At 65.7% G+C, this 14,559-nt stretch carries 14 protein-coding genes; 2 read left to right on the forward strand and 12 right to left on the reverse strand.

The features are described 5' to 3' along the window. Positions 1 to 47: 47 nt before the first annotated feature. Complete coding sequence (locus MVA01S_RS11630) at positions 48 to 488, forward strand: Rv2576c family protein (RefSeq protein ID WP_003928277.1); 441 nt, start codon at positions 48 to 50, stop codon at positions 486 to 488. 16 nt (positions 489 to 504) lie between these two features. On the opposite strand, the gene MVA01S_RS11635 is transcribed toward MVA01S_RS11630, so the two are convergent. After that, entirely contained in the window at positions 505 to 933 is a 429-nt protein-coding gene (locus MVA01S_RS11635; RefSeq protein ID WP_040539698.1) for a hypothetical protein, read from the reverse strand. A gap of 77 nt (positions 934 to 1,010) precedes the next feature. Between MVA01S_RS11635 and MVA01S_RS11640 the strand changes: the two genes are divergently transcribed. Continuing rightward, on the forward strand, positions 1,011 to 1,532 hold the full coding sequence (locus MVA01S_RS11640; RefSeq protein WP_040539695.1) for an Rv2253/PknI dimerization domain-containing protein: 522 nt from the start codon (positions 1,011 to 1,013) through the stop codon (positions 1,530 to 1,532). Positions 1,533 to 1,550: 18 nt separating this feature from the next. Here MVA01S_RS11640 and MVA01S_RS11645 read toward each other — a convergent pair whose 3' ends face one another. Genes MVA01S_RS11645 through MVA01S_RS11695 form a run of 11 tightly spaced genes read right to left on the reverse strand, consistent with a single transcriptional unit; the run spans position 1,551 to position 14,552 of the window. Further along, the gene (locus MVA01S_RS11645) at positions 1,551 to 3,176 is read right to left on the reverse strand and encodes an MCE family protein (protein ID WP_003928274.1); all 1,626 of its coding nucleotides are present in this window, start codon (positions 3,174 to 3,176) and stop codon (positions 1,551 to 1,553) included. Further along, the gene (locus tag MVA01S_RS11650) at positions 3,176 to 4,501 is read right to left on the reverse strand and encodes an MCE family protein (protein WP_003928273.1); all 1,326 of its coding nucleotides are present in this window, start codon (positions 4,499 to 4,501) and stop codon (positions 3,176 to 3,178) included. The genes MVA01S_RS11645 and MVA01S_RS11650 overlap by 1 nt, the downstream gene beginning before the upstream one ends. Continuing rightward, positions 4,498 to 5,985, reverse strand: a complete 1,488-nt coding sequence (locus tag MVA01S_RS11655; protein ID WP_003928272.1) for an MCE family protein — start codon at positions 5,983 to 5,985, stop codon at positions 4,498 to 4,500. Before MVA01S_RS11655 ends, MVA01S_RS11650 begins: the two co-directional genes overlap by 4 nt. After that, positions 5,969 to 7,072, reverse strand: a complete 1,104-nt coding sequence (locus tag MVA01S_RS11660) for an MCE family protein (protein ID WP_003928271.1) — start codon at positions 7,070 to 7,072, stop codon at positions 5,969 to 5,971. Before MVA01S_RS11660 ends, MVA01S_RS11655 begins: the two co-directional genes overlap by 17 nt. Continuing rightward, positions 7,073 to 8,098 carry an MCE family protein gene (locus tag MVA01S_RS11665; RefSeq protein WP_003928270.1) on the reverse strand — a complete coding sequence of 342 codons (1,026 nt, stop codon included), beginning with the start codon at positions 8,096 to 8,098 and terminating at the stop codon, positions 7,073 to 7,075. Beyond that, positions 8,095 to 9,288 carry an MCE family protein gene (locus tag MVA01S_RS11670; protein WP_003928269.1) on the reverse strand — a complete coding sequence of 398 codons (1,194 nt, stop codon included), beginning with the start codon at positions 9,286 to 9,288 and terminating at the stop codon, positions 8,095 to 8,097. Before MVA01S_RS11670 ends, MVA01S_RS11665 begins: the two co-directional genes overlap by 4 nt. A 9-nt stretch (positions 9,289 to 9,297) precedes the next feature. Next, complete coding sequence (locus tag MVA01S_RS11675) at positions 9,298 to 10,155, reverse strand: MlaE family ABC transporter permease (RefSeq protein ID WP_003928268.1); 858 nt, start codon at positions 10,153 to 10,155, stop codon at positions 9,298 to 9,300. A 5-nt stretch (positions 10,156 to 10,160) separates the two neighbouring features. Then, positions 10,161 to 10,970 carry an MlaE family ABC transporter permease gene (locus MVA01S_RS11680; RefSeq protein WP_040539692.1) on the reverse strand — a complete coding sequence of 270 codons (810 nt, stop codon included), beginning with the start codon at positions 10,968 to 10,970 and terminating at the stop codon, positions 10,161 to 10,163. After that, on the reverse strand, positions 10,960 to 12,123 hold the full coding sequence (locus tag MVA01S_RS11685) for a thiolase C-terminal domain-containing protein (RefSeq protein ID WP_040539684.1): 1,164 nt from the start codon (positions 12,121 to 12,123) through the stop codon (positions 10,960 to 10,962). Before MVA01S_RS11685 ends, MVA01S_RS11680 begins: the two co-directional genes overlap by 11 nt. Then, positions 12,120 to 13,313 carry a Zn-ribbon domain-containing OB-fold protein gene (locus MVA01S_RS11690; RefSeq protein WP_003928265.1) on the reverse strand — a complete coding sequence of 398 codons (1,194 nt, stop codon included), beginning with the start codon at positions 13,311 to 13,313 and terminating at the stop codon, positions 12,120 to 12,122. The genes MVA01S_RS11685 and MVA01S_RS11690 overlap by 4 nt, the downstream gene beginning before the upstream one ends. A 30-nt stretch (positions 13,314 to 13,343) precedes the next feature. After that, positions 13,344 to 14,552, reverse strand: coding sequence for a CaiB/BaiF CoA transferase family protein (locus tag MVA01S_RS11695; protein WP_003928264.1), 1,209 nt, complete (start codon positions 14,550 to 14,552; stop codon positions 13,344 to 13,346). Between the last annotated feature and the right edge of the window lie 7 nt (positions 14,553 to 14,559).

The following is a 14,559-nucleotide window of genomic DNA, read 5'->3' on the forward strand; positions in this document are numbered from 1 at the left end:
CGGCGATTCCGGTACCAGCAACAGAAGTCACGTTCTAAAATTCGAAAATGGTGTTCTGCAAGGCGGTTCCGGTTCTCGCCGCGTCCGTGACCGGTTTGGTCGCGGCCGGCGTCATCGCTGCGGGTGGCGCGGCCCACGCTCAACCGCCCCTGCACCACATTCGCTACACCGTCGGCGCCAGCCAGGACACGATCAACGCGGAGATCTACTACCGCGAGAAGGACCCGCCGAATTGGGGCGAGTACAGCCATAATCCGTACCTGTACACCCCCAACGCCGAAGCCAACCTCGGACCGAACAAACCATGGGTGTTCGAGACGTGGCTCGCAGATCCGGACCAATGGGCGATGGTCGTGGTCGGGTTGCCGACGCAGTCGTCGCCGCCGCTGGACGAACCGGGGTTCGTGTGCGAGATGCGTGTCAACGATGTTGTGGTTGCCACCGACTCGGGCCCCAGAGGTGCGCTCTGCTCGTTACGTCCGTGGTGAGTGGACCCGCTCCCTGTCACTGAGGGGGCGGGTTACCTCCGCCCACCGACGCGTCGCCACGCGCCCAGTAGGAGCGGTTGTCCTTCGCGACACAGGTGAGGAACAGACCGTCGGGCGCCTGCGCCACCTGGCCGTCGAGTGCGGGGCACAGATCGCCTTCGTTCTTCACGCCGTGCATTTCCGGTGCCCGGAACCAGCGCGGCTCGTAGCGCCGCGGCGATCCGCAGAACACCAGCCGGCCCCAATCCGTCACGCCGAATACGTAATACGTCGTATTCGCGCAGTAGGAACCCAGCACCACATTGGGCTGGATTCCCGGCGTGCAATTCGGGTAGTTGCATTCGGCACCTGGCGGTGGTGGCGGAGGAAGAGCAGCGGCGGGAGGCGCGGACAGCACCCAGGCGGGGGCGGCCAGCACTGCCAGTGCCGCGACGACAGATCGCATCAGGCTATTTTCCCATGCGGCGGAGGGAAATTCCTACTTTTGGAGAGCATTACTCTGGACCCGATTAGGCTGATGTCATGCGCGCAACACGGGTTCTCGAAGGCATTGCGGCCACAGCGATCGTCGCGGCGGGGAGTCTGGGCCTGGCCCCAATAGCTCAGGCGGACAACGACTGGGGCGTAGACATCAGCGGTACCTGGAGAGTGCTTTCCGACGGTGAGTGGGCCCGGACCAACGAAGTGTTGATCGATCAGCGCACGGTCCTGGAGACGTGGACGGTGAACGTCTCATGTGTGAGCCCGATCGAATGCTCCGGCGAGGTGAAGAGCGACCTCGGCTGGACCGGTACCGCGCGCCTGGACGACTACTGGTACATCGAACATGTCGTACCGAATTGGATGCCCTGCCCCAACGGCACTTTCGCCACCGGCTACCAGAAGTTCATCATCTGGGGGTGGGACCCCGCAACCGAGCGGCGCAGCACCAAGAACTTCACCACGTTCGGCGGCCGCAATGTCACCAAGAGCGACAGCGGCGCTTGCGGCGTTAACCACCCGAAGGTCATCGAACTGCCGGTGCGGGGGGAGAAAATCTCTTGATCCGCACCGGCTCCGACCTCACATCGGCAGCAGGTCTTTCCACGACGTAGGTGCCGCACCCGAAGCCACGTTCGTGATCTTTTGCAGCGTACCGTCGGGCGCCAGGTACTGTCCGGTCCGTTCGTCGTAATGCGCCGTCGCCACTGACGGGCCACTGGACTCGTTGCCACCGAATGCGCTGGGCGCGGCCGGGAAAGCACCCGGGGAACCTCCAGCGGGTGCGGGCAGCGGGACCGGCGGCGCACCCGGATCCGTCGGCGCCGGGTCCCCCACCGGGAACGGCGGCGTGCCAGGTTCGGACACCGGTGGCGTTCCCGCACGTACCGCGCCCGGCGGCAGTGGTGTGCCCTGCACCGGCGCGTGAATACGGTCCTCCCCCTCCACCCGGGCGTCGATCGGAATGCCTTGCGACACCAGGTTCGGATCAAACGGGTAGGGTCCAAGCAGGTGCTGACGCGTAGTAGTCGGGACGAAGCCCCTCGGATCATTGCAGAGTTCGACTGTGGGAGCGCGCTTTCCAGGATGCGCAAGACACGGATAATTGCGTGCGCCACGGACGTTCAGCGGAGAGTCTTGCGGCAGCTTGCAGTACAGGCCGTCCGGGGTATCGATCACCGTCTCGTCCTCGGGCGAGCGCCACTGGCTGGCCGGCAGGAAGCCGACGGTGCACGGGTTCGGGTCGCTGATGGTCAACGCGAAGTCGCCCATCGGCAGGCCGGTCGGGCTGTTCTGCGGAAGACCGAACGACTGCTGGGCGGCGATGATCCCGGGGAACAACACCAGCAACTGCTCGATCCCGGGATTGTAGGTAAGCAGTGTCTGGCCCACCGTGGTCAGATTCGCCAGCAGGATCGGCAGTGTCGGCTTCACCTGCTCCAGCAGCGCGCTGACCTCCTGGGCGAAGCCCGGGCCCTGCTGCAGCAAAGCCCGCACTTCGGGATCGTTCTGGACCACCTGGGCAGTGATGCCGTTGAGGCTGCGGGCCCACGTCCGGATCGCGTCGGCGGTCTCGGCCTGTGACTCCAGCAATGGCCCGCTGTCGTCGATCAGCGACCGCGTCTCGTCCGACACCGTGTTGACCTCTTCGGTGACCTTGGCCGCGGAGTCCAGCAATGAGCCGAAATCCGGGCCGGCACCGTTGAACGCCTTGAACGTCTCGTCGAGCAGGTCCGGGATCCTGTCCTTGGGCAGGCTGTCCACCATCGCACTCAACTGATCCAGCATCGGCCCGACATCCTGCGGAATCGTGGTGTCCGAACGGGCAATTCGTGAACCATCCACCAGATAGGGGCCGGAATCGGTCCGCGGACGCAGGTCGACGTACTGCTCACCGACCGCGGACACACTGCGCACCTCAGCTCGCAGGTCGGCGGGAATCTTCGGCGACGTTTCCAGCGAAAGCACCGCTTCCGCACCGCTGTCGGTCAACCTGACCTCGGTGACCTTGCCCACCTGGACACCACGGTAGGTGACGTTGCTGAAGCGATACAGGCCGCCCGATGCGGGCAGCTCGACGGTTACTGCCAGTCTGCCGATACCCAGCAGCGTGGGCACCTGCATGTAGGCGAAGAGCATCACTGACACGCCCACGAGCGAGGCGATTGTGAAGATGATCAGCTGGTTACGGACGAAGCGCGTCAGCATCAGCCACCTCCTCCGGGTGTCGGGACAGCGGGCGCAATCGTCGGCGCCGGTGTCGATGCCGCGTACGGTCCCGCGAAAACCTGCTCACTCGTGATCGGCTGCGACTGCGGCAACCACGGCGCCGCAGGGGGCGGGGGGGTCACCGGCAGCAGTGGCTCGGTCATCGGGGGCATCGGCGTTGCGGATCCCTCGGGTGTCGGCGGCAATGCCGTCTCCGGCGGAGGTGCGACGCCGATCTTCAACGGGTCGTACGAGTAGTTCAGGTAGTACGGATCACCGGGCGCCGGAATGAGTTTGGCGTTCTCGTCACCCCAACGGGTGCCCAGCAGCAACGTCTTCTTCAACCGCGGATAGGTCAGGTCGAAGGTGGCGTACAGGTTGATGTAGTCACCTCGGGTGATGCGGTCGGCGAACGTGGGTCCGTACGGGAACGCCGACGCCCACAGCACCGCGAGGTTCAGATCCGGCCCTACATCCGCCAGAGCACCGAGCACGGGGCCCAGGTTCTCCAGGTTCTCGATCAGATCATCGCCGGCGTCGTTGACCAGACCAGTGGCCGTATCACCGAACTGACCGAGCTTCTCCAGCGCGGTGGTGAACTGGGGCCGCTCTTTGATCAGCACGTCGATGGCCGGCGGAATGTCCTTGAGCGCGCGGTCGATCACGTCGCGTTGTCCGGCAAACGTGCCTGCCACCCGCCGCAGCTGCTGGATCGACGCCACGATGTTGTCGCGTTGTTCTTCCAGGACTCCGACGAAATTGTCCAGCCGGGTGAGCAGCTCGCGCACCTCGGGTTCGCGACCGGACAGCGCGATGTTCATGTTGTGGATGATGTCGCCGATCTGCCCAAGCCCTCCCCCGTTGGCGACCGCCGACAACGACGACAGCGTCTGCTCGGTGGTCGGGTAGGTCGACGACGCGTTCAGCCCGATGGTGGAGCCCGGCTGTAACCGCCCCGCCGGCTCATCACCCACCGGCGGGTTCAGCGCCAGGTGCATCGAACCCAGCAGACTGGTCTGCCCCACCGTCGCTACCGCATTGGCCGGGATCACCACGTCGGGCTTGACCGAGATCTGCACGTCGGCATGCCAGTTTTGCACGGTCATCTTGCCGACGCTGCCGACGACGACGTCGTCGATCAAGACCGGCGAATTCGACTCCAGGGTTGCCACATTGGGGACTTGTACGTGATAGGTGACCGCGTCTGGACCGCGGCCCACCACGCCGGGGAGGGGCAGCGAGTTCACCCCCTGGAAGGCGCAACCCGACAGCGACAGCGCCAGGCTGCAGCCGACGACCGTCAACTGCTTCACACGGCGGATCATGAGGGCGGCATCCCTTCTGCGGGCAGCAACGGCGCATTCGGCGCGCCGCCAGGGCTTCCCTGGGGCGGTAGCAGCAAACCGTCGACAGTCGGCGGCTGAGGCTGAAGGTTGGAGATGATGTTCGGAGGCCCGGGAAGCGGCGCTCCTGGGAACAGCGCCGGCGACGGCGTCGCGGGCGCGTCCGAATCGGGTTGGTAGATCCCCGGCGGGCCCGGAGGGGCGTTCCACCCTGGTGGCGGTGGGATGTCCCCGGAGCCGGTGTAGGCAGACACCGTCGGTGGGATCTCTTGCGGATCGCCCGGTCCCGCGCCGCCGGGCGCGAGCTTGGGATCGGTGTAGATCAACCGATCCGGGTTGACCGCGGGGCGCAGGTAGGCGTTGATCGGGAACGGCAGGTTACCGAAGTTGGGCAAGCGCAGGGCGGGGCCCAGGTACTGGGCACAGAGTTTGGCTGTTTCCGGAGCCGTGGTGTTCGCGACTCCGCCGATCAGACCGCACACGAACCAGACCGGGTTCGAGAAGTTCGACAGCGCGAAGGCGCCGGTGACCGAGCCGCCATTCGGGTAGTAGATGTTCTCGAAGTTCGCAATCGCATTGGGCGTGATGTGCAGAACGTTCTCGAATGCGAGTCGATTATCCACGAGCACCTGCAGCACGCTGCCCAGGCTGCGGATCTGCTCGGAGGCCTGGTCACGGCTTCCCACCACGAAGCGCTGCACCTCACCGATCGCCACCGTCAGATCGGACAATGCGGCGTCCAGATCGGACCTGCTGTCGTTCACGACACTGGTCAGGCTCGCCAACCGGTTCTGGAACAGCACGATCTGTTCCTTGCTGTCGCGCAGCGCGGAGACGAAGACCTGGAGGTTCTTGATGATGTCGACGATGTTGCCGCTGCCTTCGGCGAATATCCGCGCGACGCCTGAAAGCTGGCTCAGTGTCTGGCGCAGCTTCTCGCCATTATCGCCCAGCGCGTTTGCGGCGCTGTCGACGAATCGAGACATCGACGTGCCGTCGGCTCCGGTTTGTGGACCCAGTTCGGTTGACAGACGCATCAACTGGTCTTTGACTTCGTCCCATTCGACGGGAACCGCGGTCCGGTCGGCCGAGATCACCGCGCCGTCTTCCATTGTGGGCCCCGCCCCGTTCCGGTAGGCCGGGGTGAGCTGAACATAACGTGCCGCGACGAGGTTCTGCGCGACGATCACCGCCTTGGCCCCAGCCGGGATAGGCACCCCACGAGCAACTTTCAGGGTCATCCGAGTCTGGGTTCCGTCGGGTTCGATCCTGTCAATGGTGCCGACCTTCACGCCGGACACCCGTACTTCGTCACCCGGGTAGATCGCCGTCGCCGTCGGGAAGTACGCCGTGATGGTCTTCGGCGCGAAGAACACCTGCCGGACGAGGAACACTGCGCCGGCGATCAGCAGGATGGCCAGCAGGAGCGCCGTGCCGGCGACCAGGCGCTTACGGGTTGCCATCATCAGGGAGATCTCCAGGCTGCGGAATGCTGTTGACGGGGAACGGGATCTCTGCCCGCGGACCGGCGTTGTCCGGCGGTTGGCCCGCATCGACACCACGCCGGAAGCCGAACGCGTAATCGAGGAACGGCTCCAATATCTGGGCCGGCGAGATGTTCGGGACGAGAGCGTTGTAATATGCGCCGTTCGAGACGATCTCACCCTGGGTCAGATAGTACTTTGCGGCGCCGGGCAGCATCTTTGCGAGGTTGTCCCGGTTTTTTTCCAACACCCTGGTCACGTTGTTGAGCCGCTCCAGCGCGGGGGCGAGCTCCTGCTCGTTGTCGCCGACCAACCCGGTCAATTCCTTGGACACTGCCGAGATATTGGTCAGCAGACTGGTGATCGCGTACCGGCGCTGGTTCAGAACCGCCAGGAGATCGTTGGCGTTGAGGATCAACGTGTTGACCTGGCTGCTGCGCTCAGAGAAGACGGCGGTCACCTCGCCTGCCGTGCGCAGCAGCTCGGCCAGGCTCCCGTTACGGCTGTTCAGCGACTGCGACAACCGGGACAGTCCGTCGAAGGTCGGGCCCAGCTGTGGGGCGATCTGGTCCAGCGTCTGGGCTAGCGTGTCCAGCGACTGGTTCAGCGAATCGGTGTCCATGCCTGCGGTGTTCGCGGTCAGTTCACTGACCGCGTCCGTCAGCGAGTACGGCGACGATGTCCGGGTGGTGGGGATGGGCCGCTGTGAGTCGAGGGTGCCGCTGCCGTCGGACTCCAGGGCCAACACGCGCTCGCCCAGCAGCGTGCCCGTCCGGATGTGCGCGCTGGTGTCGGATCCGAGAGCGTACTTGCCCTCAACCGTAAAACCGACGAGCGCATCTCCATTGTCGAGCTTGATGGATGACACCGAGCCAACCTTGATACCGGACACGGTCACATCGTTGCCGACGGTCAGCCCGCCGGCTTCGGTGAACAGCGCCTGGTAACGCACGGCAGTGCCCCATGACAGTATGCGCTCGGGCTGCAGACCGACTGCGATGACAAGAATGATCAGAACGACACCGATGAAACCGGCCTTGATGAGCTCAGATCCGCGATACCTCAGCATCTACTCGTCCACGCACCTTCCGGTCTCTTGCTTGATCCAGGGGAAGACCACGGTGCGTCCTTCTAGGTCGCTGGCTCGGAACGTGATTCCGCAGATGTAGTACGGGAACCACGCGCCGTACGAACCCACCCGCGCGAGCTTGCGGTAGATCTCGGGCAAGCGCTGGATCGTGGCGTCGAGGCGGTCGAGGTCGTTGTCCACCAGCGGTGCCAGCCTGTTGAGTTCATCGACGGTCCCGGCCAGCGGGGCACGTCCACGGCTGAGGAGGTCGGCCATCGAGGCCGTGCCGTTGTCGAGCGCCTCGATGGCTGTCCCGATTGGATCCCGGTCCGAAGCCAGTCCGCTGACCAGTTGCTCCATTTTATCGATGGCGCCGGAGAACTCGTCACTATCCTCGGCGAGGGTGTCCAGCACCGTTCGCAGGTCGACGATGAGCTCCTCGATCACCTGGTTGTTGTCGGCCAGGGTGCTCGTGAACGACGACGTCTTCGAAAACAGGGATTCGATCGTGCCGCCCTGCCCCTGAAGGATCTGCACCAGAGAAGATGTCAGCGCGTTGACATCCTCGGGGTTGAGGCCTTGGATCACGGGTTTGAGCCCGCCGAGCAGCAGGTCCAGGTCGAGCGCAGGCGCCGTGCGTGACTGCGGGATCTGAGCGCCCGCAGGCACGATCTGTGTGGAGTCCGGCGTGTCGACCAGCTCAAGGTATCGATCCCCGACGAGGTTGAGGTAGCGGATCGCGGCTTGGGTGCCGGTGGTCAGCACAGTGTGACGGTCGGCGTCAAAGGTGACCAGGACATTCCTGTCGGGTTGCAGCTCCACGTCTTTGACCGTGCCGACCCGGATGCCGGCGATGCGGACCGTATCGCCGCTCTTCAACCGTGACGCGTCCTTGAACACGGCCGAGTACGTGTGGGCCGCACCGGTTCTGGTGTCGCTGAACACAAGGAACAGGAACGCGGTCAGCACCGTCATGACGAGTCCGAACGCGACGAACTTGAGCAGCGTCGCAGTGGAGCGGGTCATCCGGGCATTCCGATCTGTGCGGTGTTGCGGGGTGGGCCGTCAAGCGGGCCGAACAGCCAGTTCTTCAATCCTTCGGAGTTGAGCAGGATTCCGGAGTTGCCGTACTGAGCCGGGTTGGATCCGACGTCGGCCACGAGCAACGGTGGCACGAACTCTGCAGGCATCTCGGGTAGACCCAGCTCTTCGCAGTAGTCCGCACCGCCGCTGGAGGCCGCCACCTTGGGCAGGTCGCGGGGATACCGGTACCGCTCCACGCCCAGCGTCAGGCCGGCCGAAACCATGACGCCGGAGAACTGTGGCGCTGACCTCGCGAACGGCACCAGGCCGCCGATACCGCACCACAGCGACCTGCGGTACGAGTGCAGCAGCTCGGTGGTCGGCACCAACACATCCAGCGCGTCGGTCAATGCCTTGCGGTTGCCGCCGACCACCTCGTTGCCCAGATCGGCCAAACCGATTGAACTGACCAGGAATCGGTCCAGGTTGTCCTGCTCCTCGACGATCGAGTTGCTCAACGTGGCGGCATTGTCGAACGTCGAGAGCAGATCGGGGGCTGCATCGGCGTAGGCGGTGAACGCAGGAACGGCGTTCTCGATGTCGCTAGCGAGATTCGGCAGGCTGGGTTCCAGCTTGGCCAGCATCGCGTTGAAGTCCGACATGGTCCGGCCGAACTTCTCGCCGCGGCCGTTGAACGCATGGGAGATCGCGCCGAGAGTCTCGTTGAGCTTGACGGGATCGACCTTGTCGAGCACCTGGACCAGGGCCTGGAAAACCGTGTTGACCTCGACGGTCACGTGATCCCCCTGAAGAACCTGTCCCTTCTGCAGTGCGCCTGCCGGCTTATCCGGGGCTTCGAGCTGGACGTACTTGGCGCCGAAGACGGTCGACGAGACGATGCCGACCTGAACGTTGGACGGGATCAGGTGCATCTGAGAGGGGTCCATGTCGAGCTGGAGCGCGGCGGTGCCGTCCCGGCGGTACTCGATGGCCTTGACGGAGCCGACCTGCACGCCGCGCATCTTGACCTTGGCATCTGGGTTCATCACCAGGCCGGCGCGGTTCGAGATGACAGTCACCGGAACGGTTTCGGTGAACTTGCCCGCGAACAGCCCGATCGAGACCGCCAGGACGACGAGCAGTGCGACGACCAGTCCGAGGCCGGCGAGCGGCCGTACCAGATTTCTACTCAACTCGTCTCCCTAGCCTGACAGGTTGAAGTTGCCGTTGGCGCCGTAGATCGCCAGTGACACCAACAGGGTCACCGACACAACCACTACGAGCGAGGTACGTACAGCGTTGCCCACAGCAGCTCCCACACCCGAAGGTCCGCCGGAGGCGAAGAAACCGAAGTAGGTGTGCACCAACAGGATCGCTACCGCCATCAACACCGCCTGCAGGAATGACCACAACAGGTCGATCGGATTGAGGAACGTGTCGAAATAATGGTCGTAGAGCCCGCCGGACTGACCGAACAGCACGACCGTGGTGAACTGCGAAGCCAGGAACGACAGGATCACCGCAATCGAGTACAGCGGCGTGATCGCCACCATGCCCGCCACGATGCGCGTGGACACCAGATACTGCACCGGCGGAATTCCCATCGACTCCAACGCGTCGATCTCCTCGTTGATCCGCATCGCACCCAACTGCGCGGTAACACCGGCACCGAACGTCGCGGCGAGGCCGATGCCGGCCACCACGGGCGCGGCGATGCGCACGTTGATGAACGCGGCCAGGAATCCCGTCAGCGCCTCGATACCGATGTTGCCCAGCGAGGAGTAGCCCTGGATCGCCAGCGTTCCGCCCGCGGCCAAGGTGAGGAATCCGACGATCACCACGGTGCCGCCGATCATCGCCAACGTGCCTGCGCCCATGGAGATCTCGGCGATCAGTCGGATGATCTCCTTACGGAAGTGCACGGCGGCATGCGGCACACCCGCCAGTGCGCGACCGTAGAACAACGTGTGGTCGCCGATGCGCGAGAGCAATGCCACCGGCCGCCCCGCGTAGTTGACAAGGCGCGGAAACCGCGACCGTAAGATCGTTGTAGCGCTCATGCCCGCTATCCCGTCGTCATCCGGATGCCGATGGCGGTGACCACCACGTTGATGACGAACAGCGCCATGAAGGCGTACACCACGGTCTCGTTCACCGCGTTACCCACGGCTTTGGCGCCGCCCCCGCTGATGGTCAATCCGCGGTAGCAGGCCACCAGTCCTGCAATCAGGCCGAACAAGGCGGCCTTGATGCAGGAGATGATGACCTCGGGCACCCCGGTCAGCAGGGTGATGCCTGCGGCGAACGCGCCGGGGTTGACGTCCTGGACGAAAACGGAGAAGAAGTAGCCACCGAGTATCCCGATGATCACCACCAGGCTGTTGAGCAATAGGGCCACCAGACCGGAGGCCAACATCCGCGGCGTCACCAGACGCTGCACCGGATCGATGCCGAGCACCTCCATCGCGTCGATCTCCTCGCGGATCGTGCGCGAGCCCAGGTCGGCACACATCGCGGTCGCACCCGCCCCGGCGACGATCAGCACCGTGACCATCGGACCGACCTGAGTAACCGCCCCGAACGCCGCTCCTGCCCCGGACAGGTCGGCCGCGCCGAGTTCGCGCAACAGGATGTTGAGCGTGAAGCTGACCAGGACGGTGAACGGAATCGCGACCAGCAGGGTCGGCGCCATCGACACCCTCGCCACGAACCACGACTGCTCCAGAAACTCGCGCCACTGGAAGGGGCGCCGGAAGACGTTACGCACCGCATCCGACGACATCGCAAAGAATCCACCGACTGCCTGCATGGCTCCCGACAGCCCGTTCGGCAGCGAGATCCCCGTCGACCAGCGCTCCGGCCCCTTAACCGACACCAGAACCCTCCAGGATTGTCACAGCCGATACCGCCGTCGGCCCGCCGACGGTGTGTGCCAGCGCGATTCGCGCACCGTCGACCTGGTTGACCGCCTCCCCACGCAGTTGGGCGAACAGTTCGACGCACTGCGCGACCCCCGTCGCGCCCGGCGGGTGACCCTTGGCCTTGAGCCCGCCGCTCGGGTTGACCGGCAGCGCACCCCCGATGCTGGTCACCTCGGCCTCCAGAAGCTTGTAGCCACCGAACCTCTCGGCGAAGCCGAGATCCTCATAGCTCATCAGCTCGATCCCGGTCAGGAAGTCGTAGACCTCGGCGACGTCCACGTCGGCCGGCGACCTGCCCGCCATCGTGTAGGCCTGCTTCGCCGCCCGGGTGGTCGCCGGGAACGTGGTCATGTCGGCCTTGTGCTGGTGCATCACCGAATCAAGACCGAGGCCGACACCGCTGAGCCAAACCGGCCGGTCGGTGAATCGATCGACCACGTCCTCCGCGGCGATCACGAGTGCCGCAGCACCGTCGCTCTGGGGTGCGCAATCGTACAACCGGAACGGGGTCACCACCGTTGGTGCGTTCAGAGCCTGCTCCATCGTGATCTCAAAGCGCAGTCGCGCCTTGGGGTTGTTCACTCCATGTCGGTGGTTCTTGACCGCCACCATGGCTAAGTGTTCTTCAGTTGCCGGGGATTCGTGGAGATATCGGCAAACATGTAGCGCGAATCCCGCGGGGGCCACGAGACCGAGCGGATAATCCCAGGCCATGTCACGTGCCATGGCCTCCCATTCCCACAGCATCTCCGCGCTGGTGGTGTCCCGCAGCTTGTCCGCGCCCATCACCAGCGCCACGTCATAGGCTCCCGAACCCACTGCGAAGAGGGCGTTGCGGATCGTGTCATGGCCCGTGGCACAGGAGTTCTCGACCCGGGTCACCGGCAGATCGGGAGCGCCCAGCGTGTCGGCCAGGATTCCGGACGGGAAGCCGTCCGCGGTGCCCATCGTGCCGATCCACGCGGCCTGCAGGTCCGACTTCGACAGCCCTTTGTCCACCGTGGCAGCGCACGCCGAGAAAGCCATCGGCAGCAGGTCCTTGATACCGAGCGCGAAGTGCTCGGCAAACGGCGTCATCCCGGCGCCAACGATCGCGACCCTCCTCACGCCGCTCCCCTGCCCCGCGCGTCGACCTCGTCGGGCTCGAACGCGTAGCCGTAGTCCGGGACCCCGGATCGCACAGCGACACGCCGCAGCACCAGCCGGCCCCGATCGCCGATGCCGACCGAACCCGGCGCGACCCCGGTGACTTTGACCAGGGCGCGCACCCCGACGCCGTCGAGTTGCACGATCACCAGCGAGTACGGTGTCCGCAGCCCCGGCACCGGGATGTGCACGGTGGTCTCGGTGTACACGGCGCCGGTACGCGGCAGCGGGACCAGTTCGTAATCGGTGGCCAGCGCCCCGTCGGCGCCGACACGGTAACGGGGCGGAAAGTCCAGTTCGTCCGAGCCGGCGAACAGCCCTGCCTCCCAACGGACTTTCGCCTCGAAAGCACGCTCGTAGGCGGCCAGCGAGATCGGGATCTCGGTGTCGGTGGCGGAGATCCCGTCCGGCACCGCGCGCGCCTCGGGCTCTCTGCGATAGGTCCGCGCGCTTCCGCCGCCGACGCTGATCCCCGACAGGATGGCCTGCTCCACCGCGACCAGCGGACCCGACCCGCCCTGCTCGGCCAGCGCGGCGAGCGCGAACAGGCTTGCACTCGCCCCGCAGGTGGGCAGCGCGGGCGGGTCACCCAGGCACAGCTCGATCGCGCGTTGATGATCGACACCGGCGACCGCGACCGGGGTGTCCAGCCATGCCGCGGCCAGGGACGCGATCAGCCCCCGCTCGTGCAGCAGTCGCGGGTCACCGTAGTCGTGCACGTCGCCGGTGGCCTTGCGGGTCCGCACCGGCAGGCTGCGCGCCACCCGTGCCGCGGTGCGGACCTGCAGACCCCGCTCACCCGTCACGATGGCGGCGGCACCGGCAGGCGCCAGGTCCGCGCCGATGATCAACGTGCGCGGCCGCGCCGAACTGACCGCGTCGACCGTCGCCGGGGCCCCGCCGAGCCGTTCGTCCACCTCGAGCTCGGGATCCAGACCGAGCCCGGCCAGCAGGACCGCGGCGTTACTGCTTTCCAGCAGAGGCAGATCGCGACTGACGAACACCACCCGCTCGACCGCACCACCGCCCGTCAACGCCGCCCGACCGGCCTCGACGGCCATCGTGACGGCGTCCTCGTCGTCGCCGGCGACCCGGTGCAGGGGTGTACCCCAGCACGGCAGGTAGGTGCCGACGGACGCGACGTATGGCATGGCGGATCTCCAGGGATGAACGACGTGCCGTCAGGTGACGGCGCCTGCGGTCTTCAGCTCGATGATGCGGTCCCAGTCCAGGCCGATCTCGACGAGGATGTCCTCGGTCTGTTCGGCGAAACCGGGGGCCGGTCCTGACGCCGGCGCGGTGACGTCGAACTGCACCGGGTTGGCCACGAGCTCGAGTTCGCCGGCCTGAACCAGGTATTCGTTGGCGCGGACCTGCGCGTCCTCGGCTGCCTGGAGGGTGTCCTGCACCGGCGCCCACGGCCCGGCCAGCGTCGCGAAGCGCTCGCTCCACTCGACCAACGGCCGCTTCTTCATGGCTTCGGTGAGGATCTCGTTGGCCGTCGCGGTGTTCTCCGCGATCGCCTCCGCGGTGGCGAACCGGGGGTCGTCGACCAGTTCTTCGAGATCCATGTGCCTGCACACGTCGGCCCAGAACTTGGTCGGCTGCATCATCACGAAGGAGATGTAGCGGTCGTCGGCGGTGGCGTACAGCCCGACGAGCGGGTTGATCGGCGATCCGTGCACTCCCGGCGGGAACGCCTCCATGCGCTCGCCGAGGTGCTTGGTGAGCGCCACGGTGTGGCCCATCGCCCACAGTCCGCTGCCCAGCAGAGACACGTCGACCACCGACGCCTCACCGGTACGTTCGCGCTTGAGCAGCGCCGCGGCGATGCCGCCGGCGAGGTTCGTGCCCGAGATCGTGTCGCCGTAGGCCGGTCCCGGCGGACCGACCATGCCGGGGGTGCCCGGCGGGGTGATGGTGGCGGCGGTGCCGGCGCGGCACCAGAACGCGGTCATGTCGTAGCCGCCCTTGACCGCCTCCTCCCCGCGCGGTCCCAGCGCGCTGCCGCGCGCGTAGACGATCGTCGGGTTCACCGCACGGATGTCGTCGACGTCGATGCCGAACTTCTTCCGGTGCCCGGGCAGAAAGCTGGTCAGGAACACGTCGGCGCGGCGGGCCAACTCCAGCAGTACCTCTTTGCCCTCGGGCACCGACATGTCCAGACCGATACTGCGTTTGAGGCGGTTGGCGTGTTCGATGTTCGGGTTGGGGTCGCCCTCCACCCGCAGCAGCCCGGTCTGGCGCAGGCCGCGCTGCGGATCGCCGGTGACTGCGTGCTCGACCTTGATGACGTCGGCGCCCCACTCGGCAAGGACCGCACCCGCCGACGGCACGAACCCGTACATCGCGACCTCGAGGACGCGGATCCCGTCCAAAGGCTTGCTCATCAGTCTC

Source organism: Mycolicibacterium vaccae NBRC 14118 = CIP 105934, from assembly GCF_001552715.1.
GTDB classification, from domain to species: domain Bacteria; phylum Actinomycetota; class Actinomycetes; order Mycobacteriales; family Mycobacteriaceae; genus Mycobacterium; species Mycobacterium vaccae.

Bases quoted from the DNA above. Each gene is read 5' to 3' on its own strand.
- MVA01S_RS11690 (WP_003928265.1), bottom strand. From the start codon at position 13,313: ATGCCATACGTCGCGTCCGTCGGCACCTACCTGCCGTGCTGGGGTACA.
- MVA01S_RS11650 (WP_003928273.1), bottom strand. From the start codon at position 4,501: ATGATCCGCCGTGTGAAGCAGTTGACGGTCGTCGGCTGCAGCCTGGCG.
- MVA01S_RS11655 (WP_003928272.1), bottom strand. From the start codon at position 5,985: ATGATGGCAACCCGTAAGCGCCTGGTCGCCGGCACGGCGCTCCTGCTG.
- MVA01S_RS11630 (WP_003928277.1), top strand. From the start codon at position 48: ATGGTGTTCTGCAAGGCGGTTCCGGTTCTCGCCGCGTCCGTGACCGGT.
- MVA01S_RS11660 (WP_003928271.1), bottom strand. From the start codon at position 7,072: ATGCTGAGGTATCGCGGATCTGAGCTCATCAAGGCCGGTTTCATCGGT.
- MVA01S_RS11675 (WP_003928268.1), bottom strand. From the start codon at position 10,155: ATGAGCGCTACAACGATCTTACGGTCGCGGTTTCCGCGCCTTGTCAAC.
- MVA01S_RS11635 (WP_040539698.1), bottom strand. From the start codon at position 933: ATGCGATCTGTCGTCGCGGCACTGGCAGTGCTGGCCGCCCCCGCCTGG.
- MVA01S_RS11665 (WP_003928270.1), bottom strand. From the start codon at position 8,098: ATGACCCGCTCCACTGCGACGCTGCTCAAGTTCGTCGCGTTCGGACTC.
- MVA01S_RS11640 (WP_040539695.1), top strand. From the start codon at position 1,011: ATGCGCGCAACACGGGTTCTCGAAGGCATTGCGGCCACAGCGATCGTC.
- MVA01S_RS11645 (WP_003928274.1), bottom strand. From the start codon at position 3,176: ATGCTGACGCGCTTCGTCCGTAACCAGCTGATCATCTTCACAATCGCC.
- MVA01S_RS11695 (WP_003928264.1), bottom strand. From the start codon at position 14,552: ATGAGCAAGCCTTTGGACGGGATCCGCGTCCTCGAGGTCGCGATGTAC.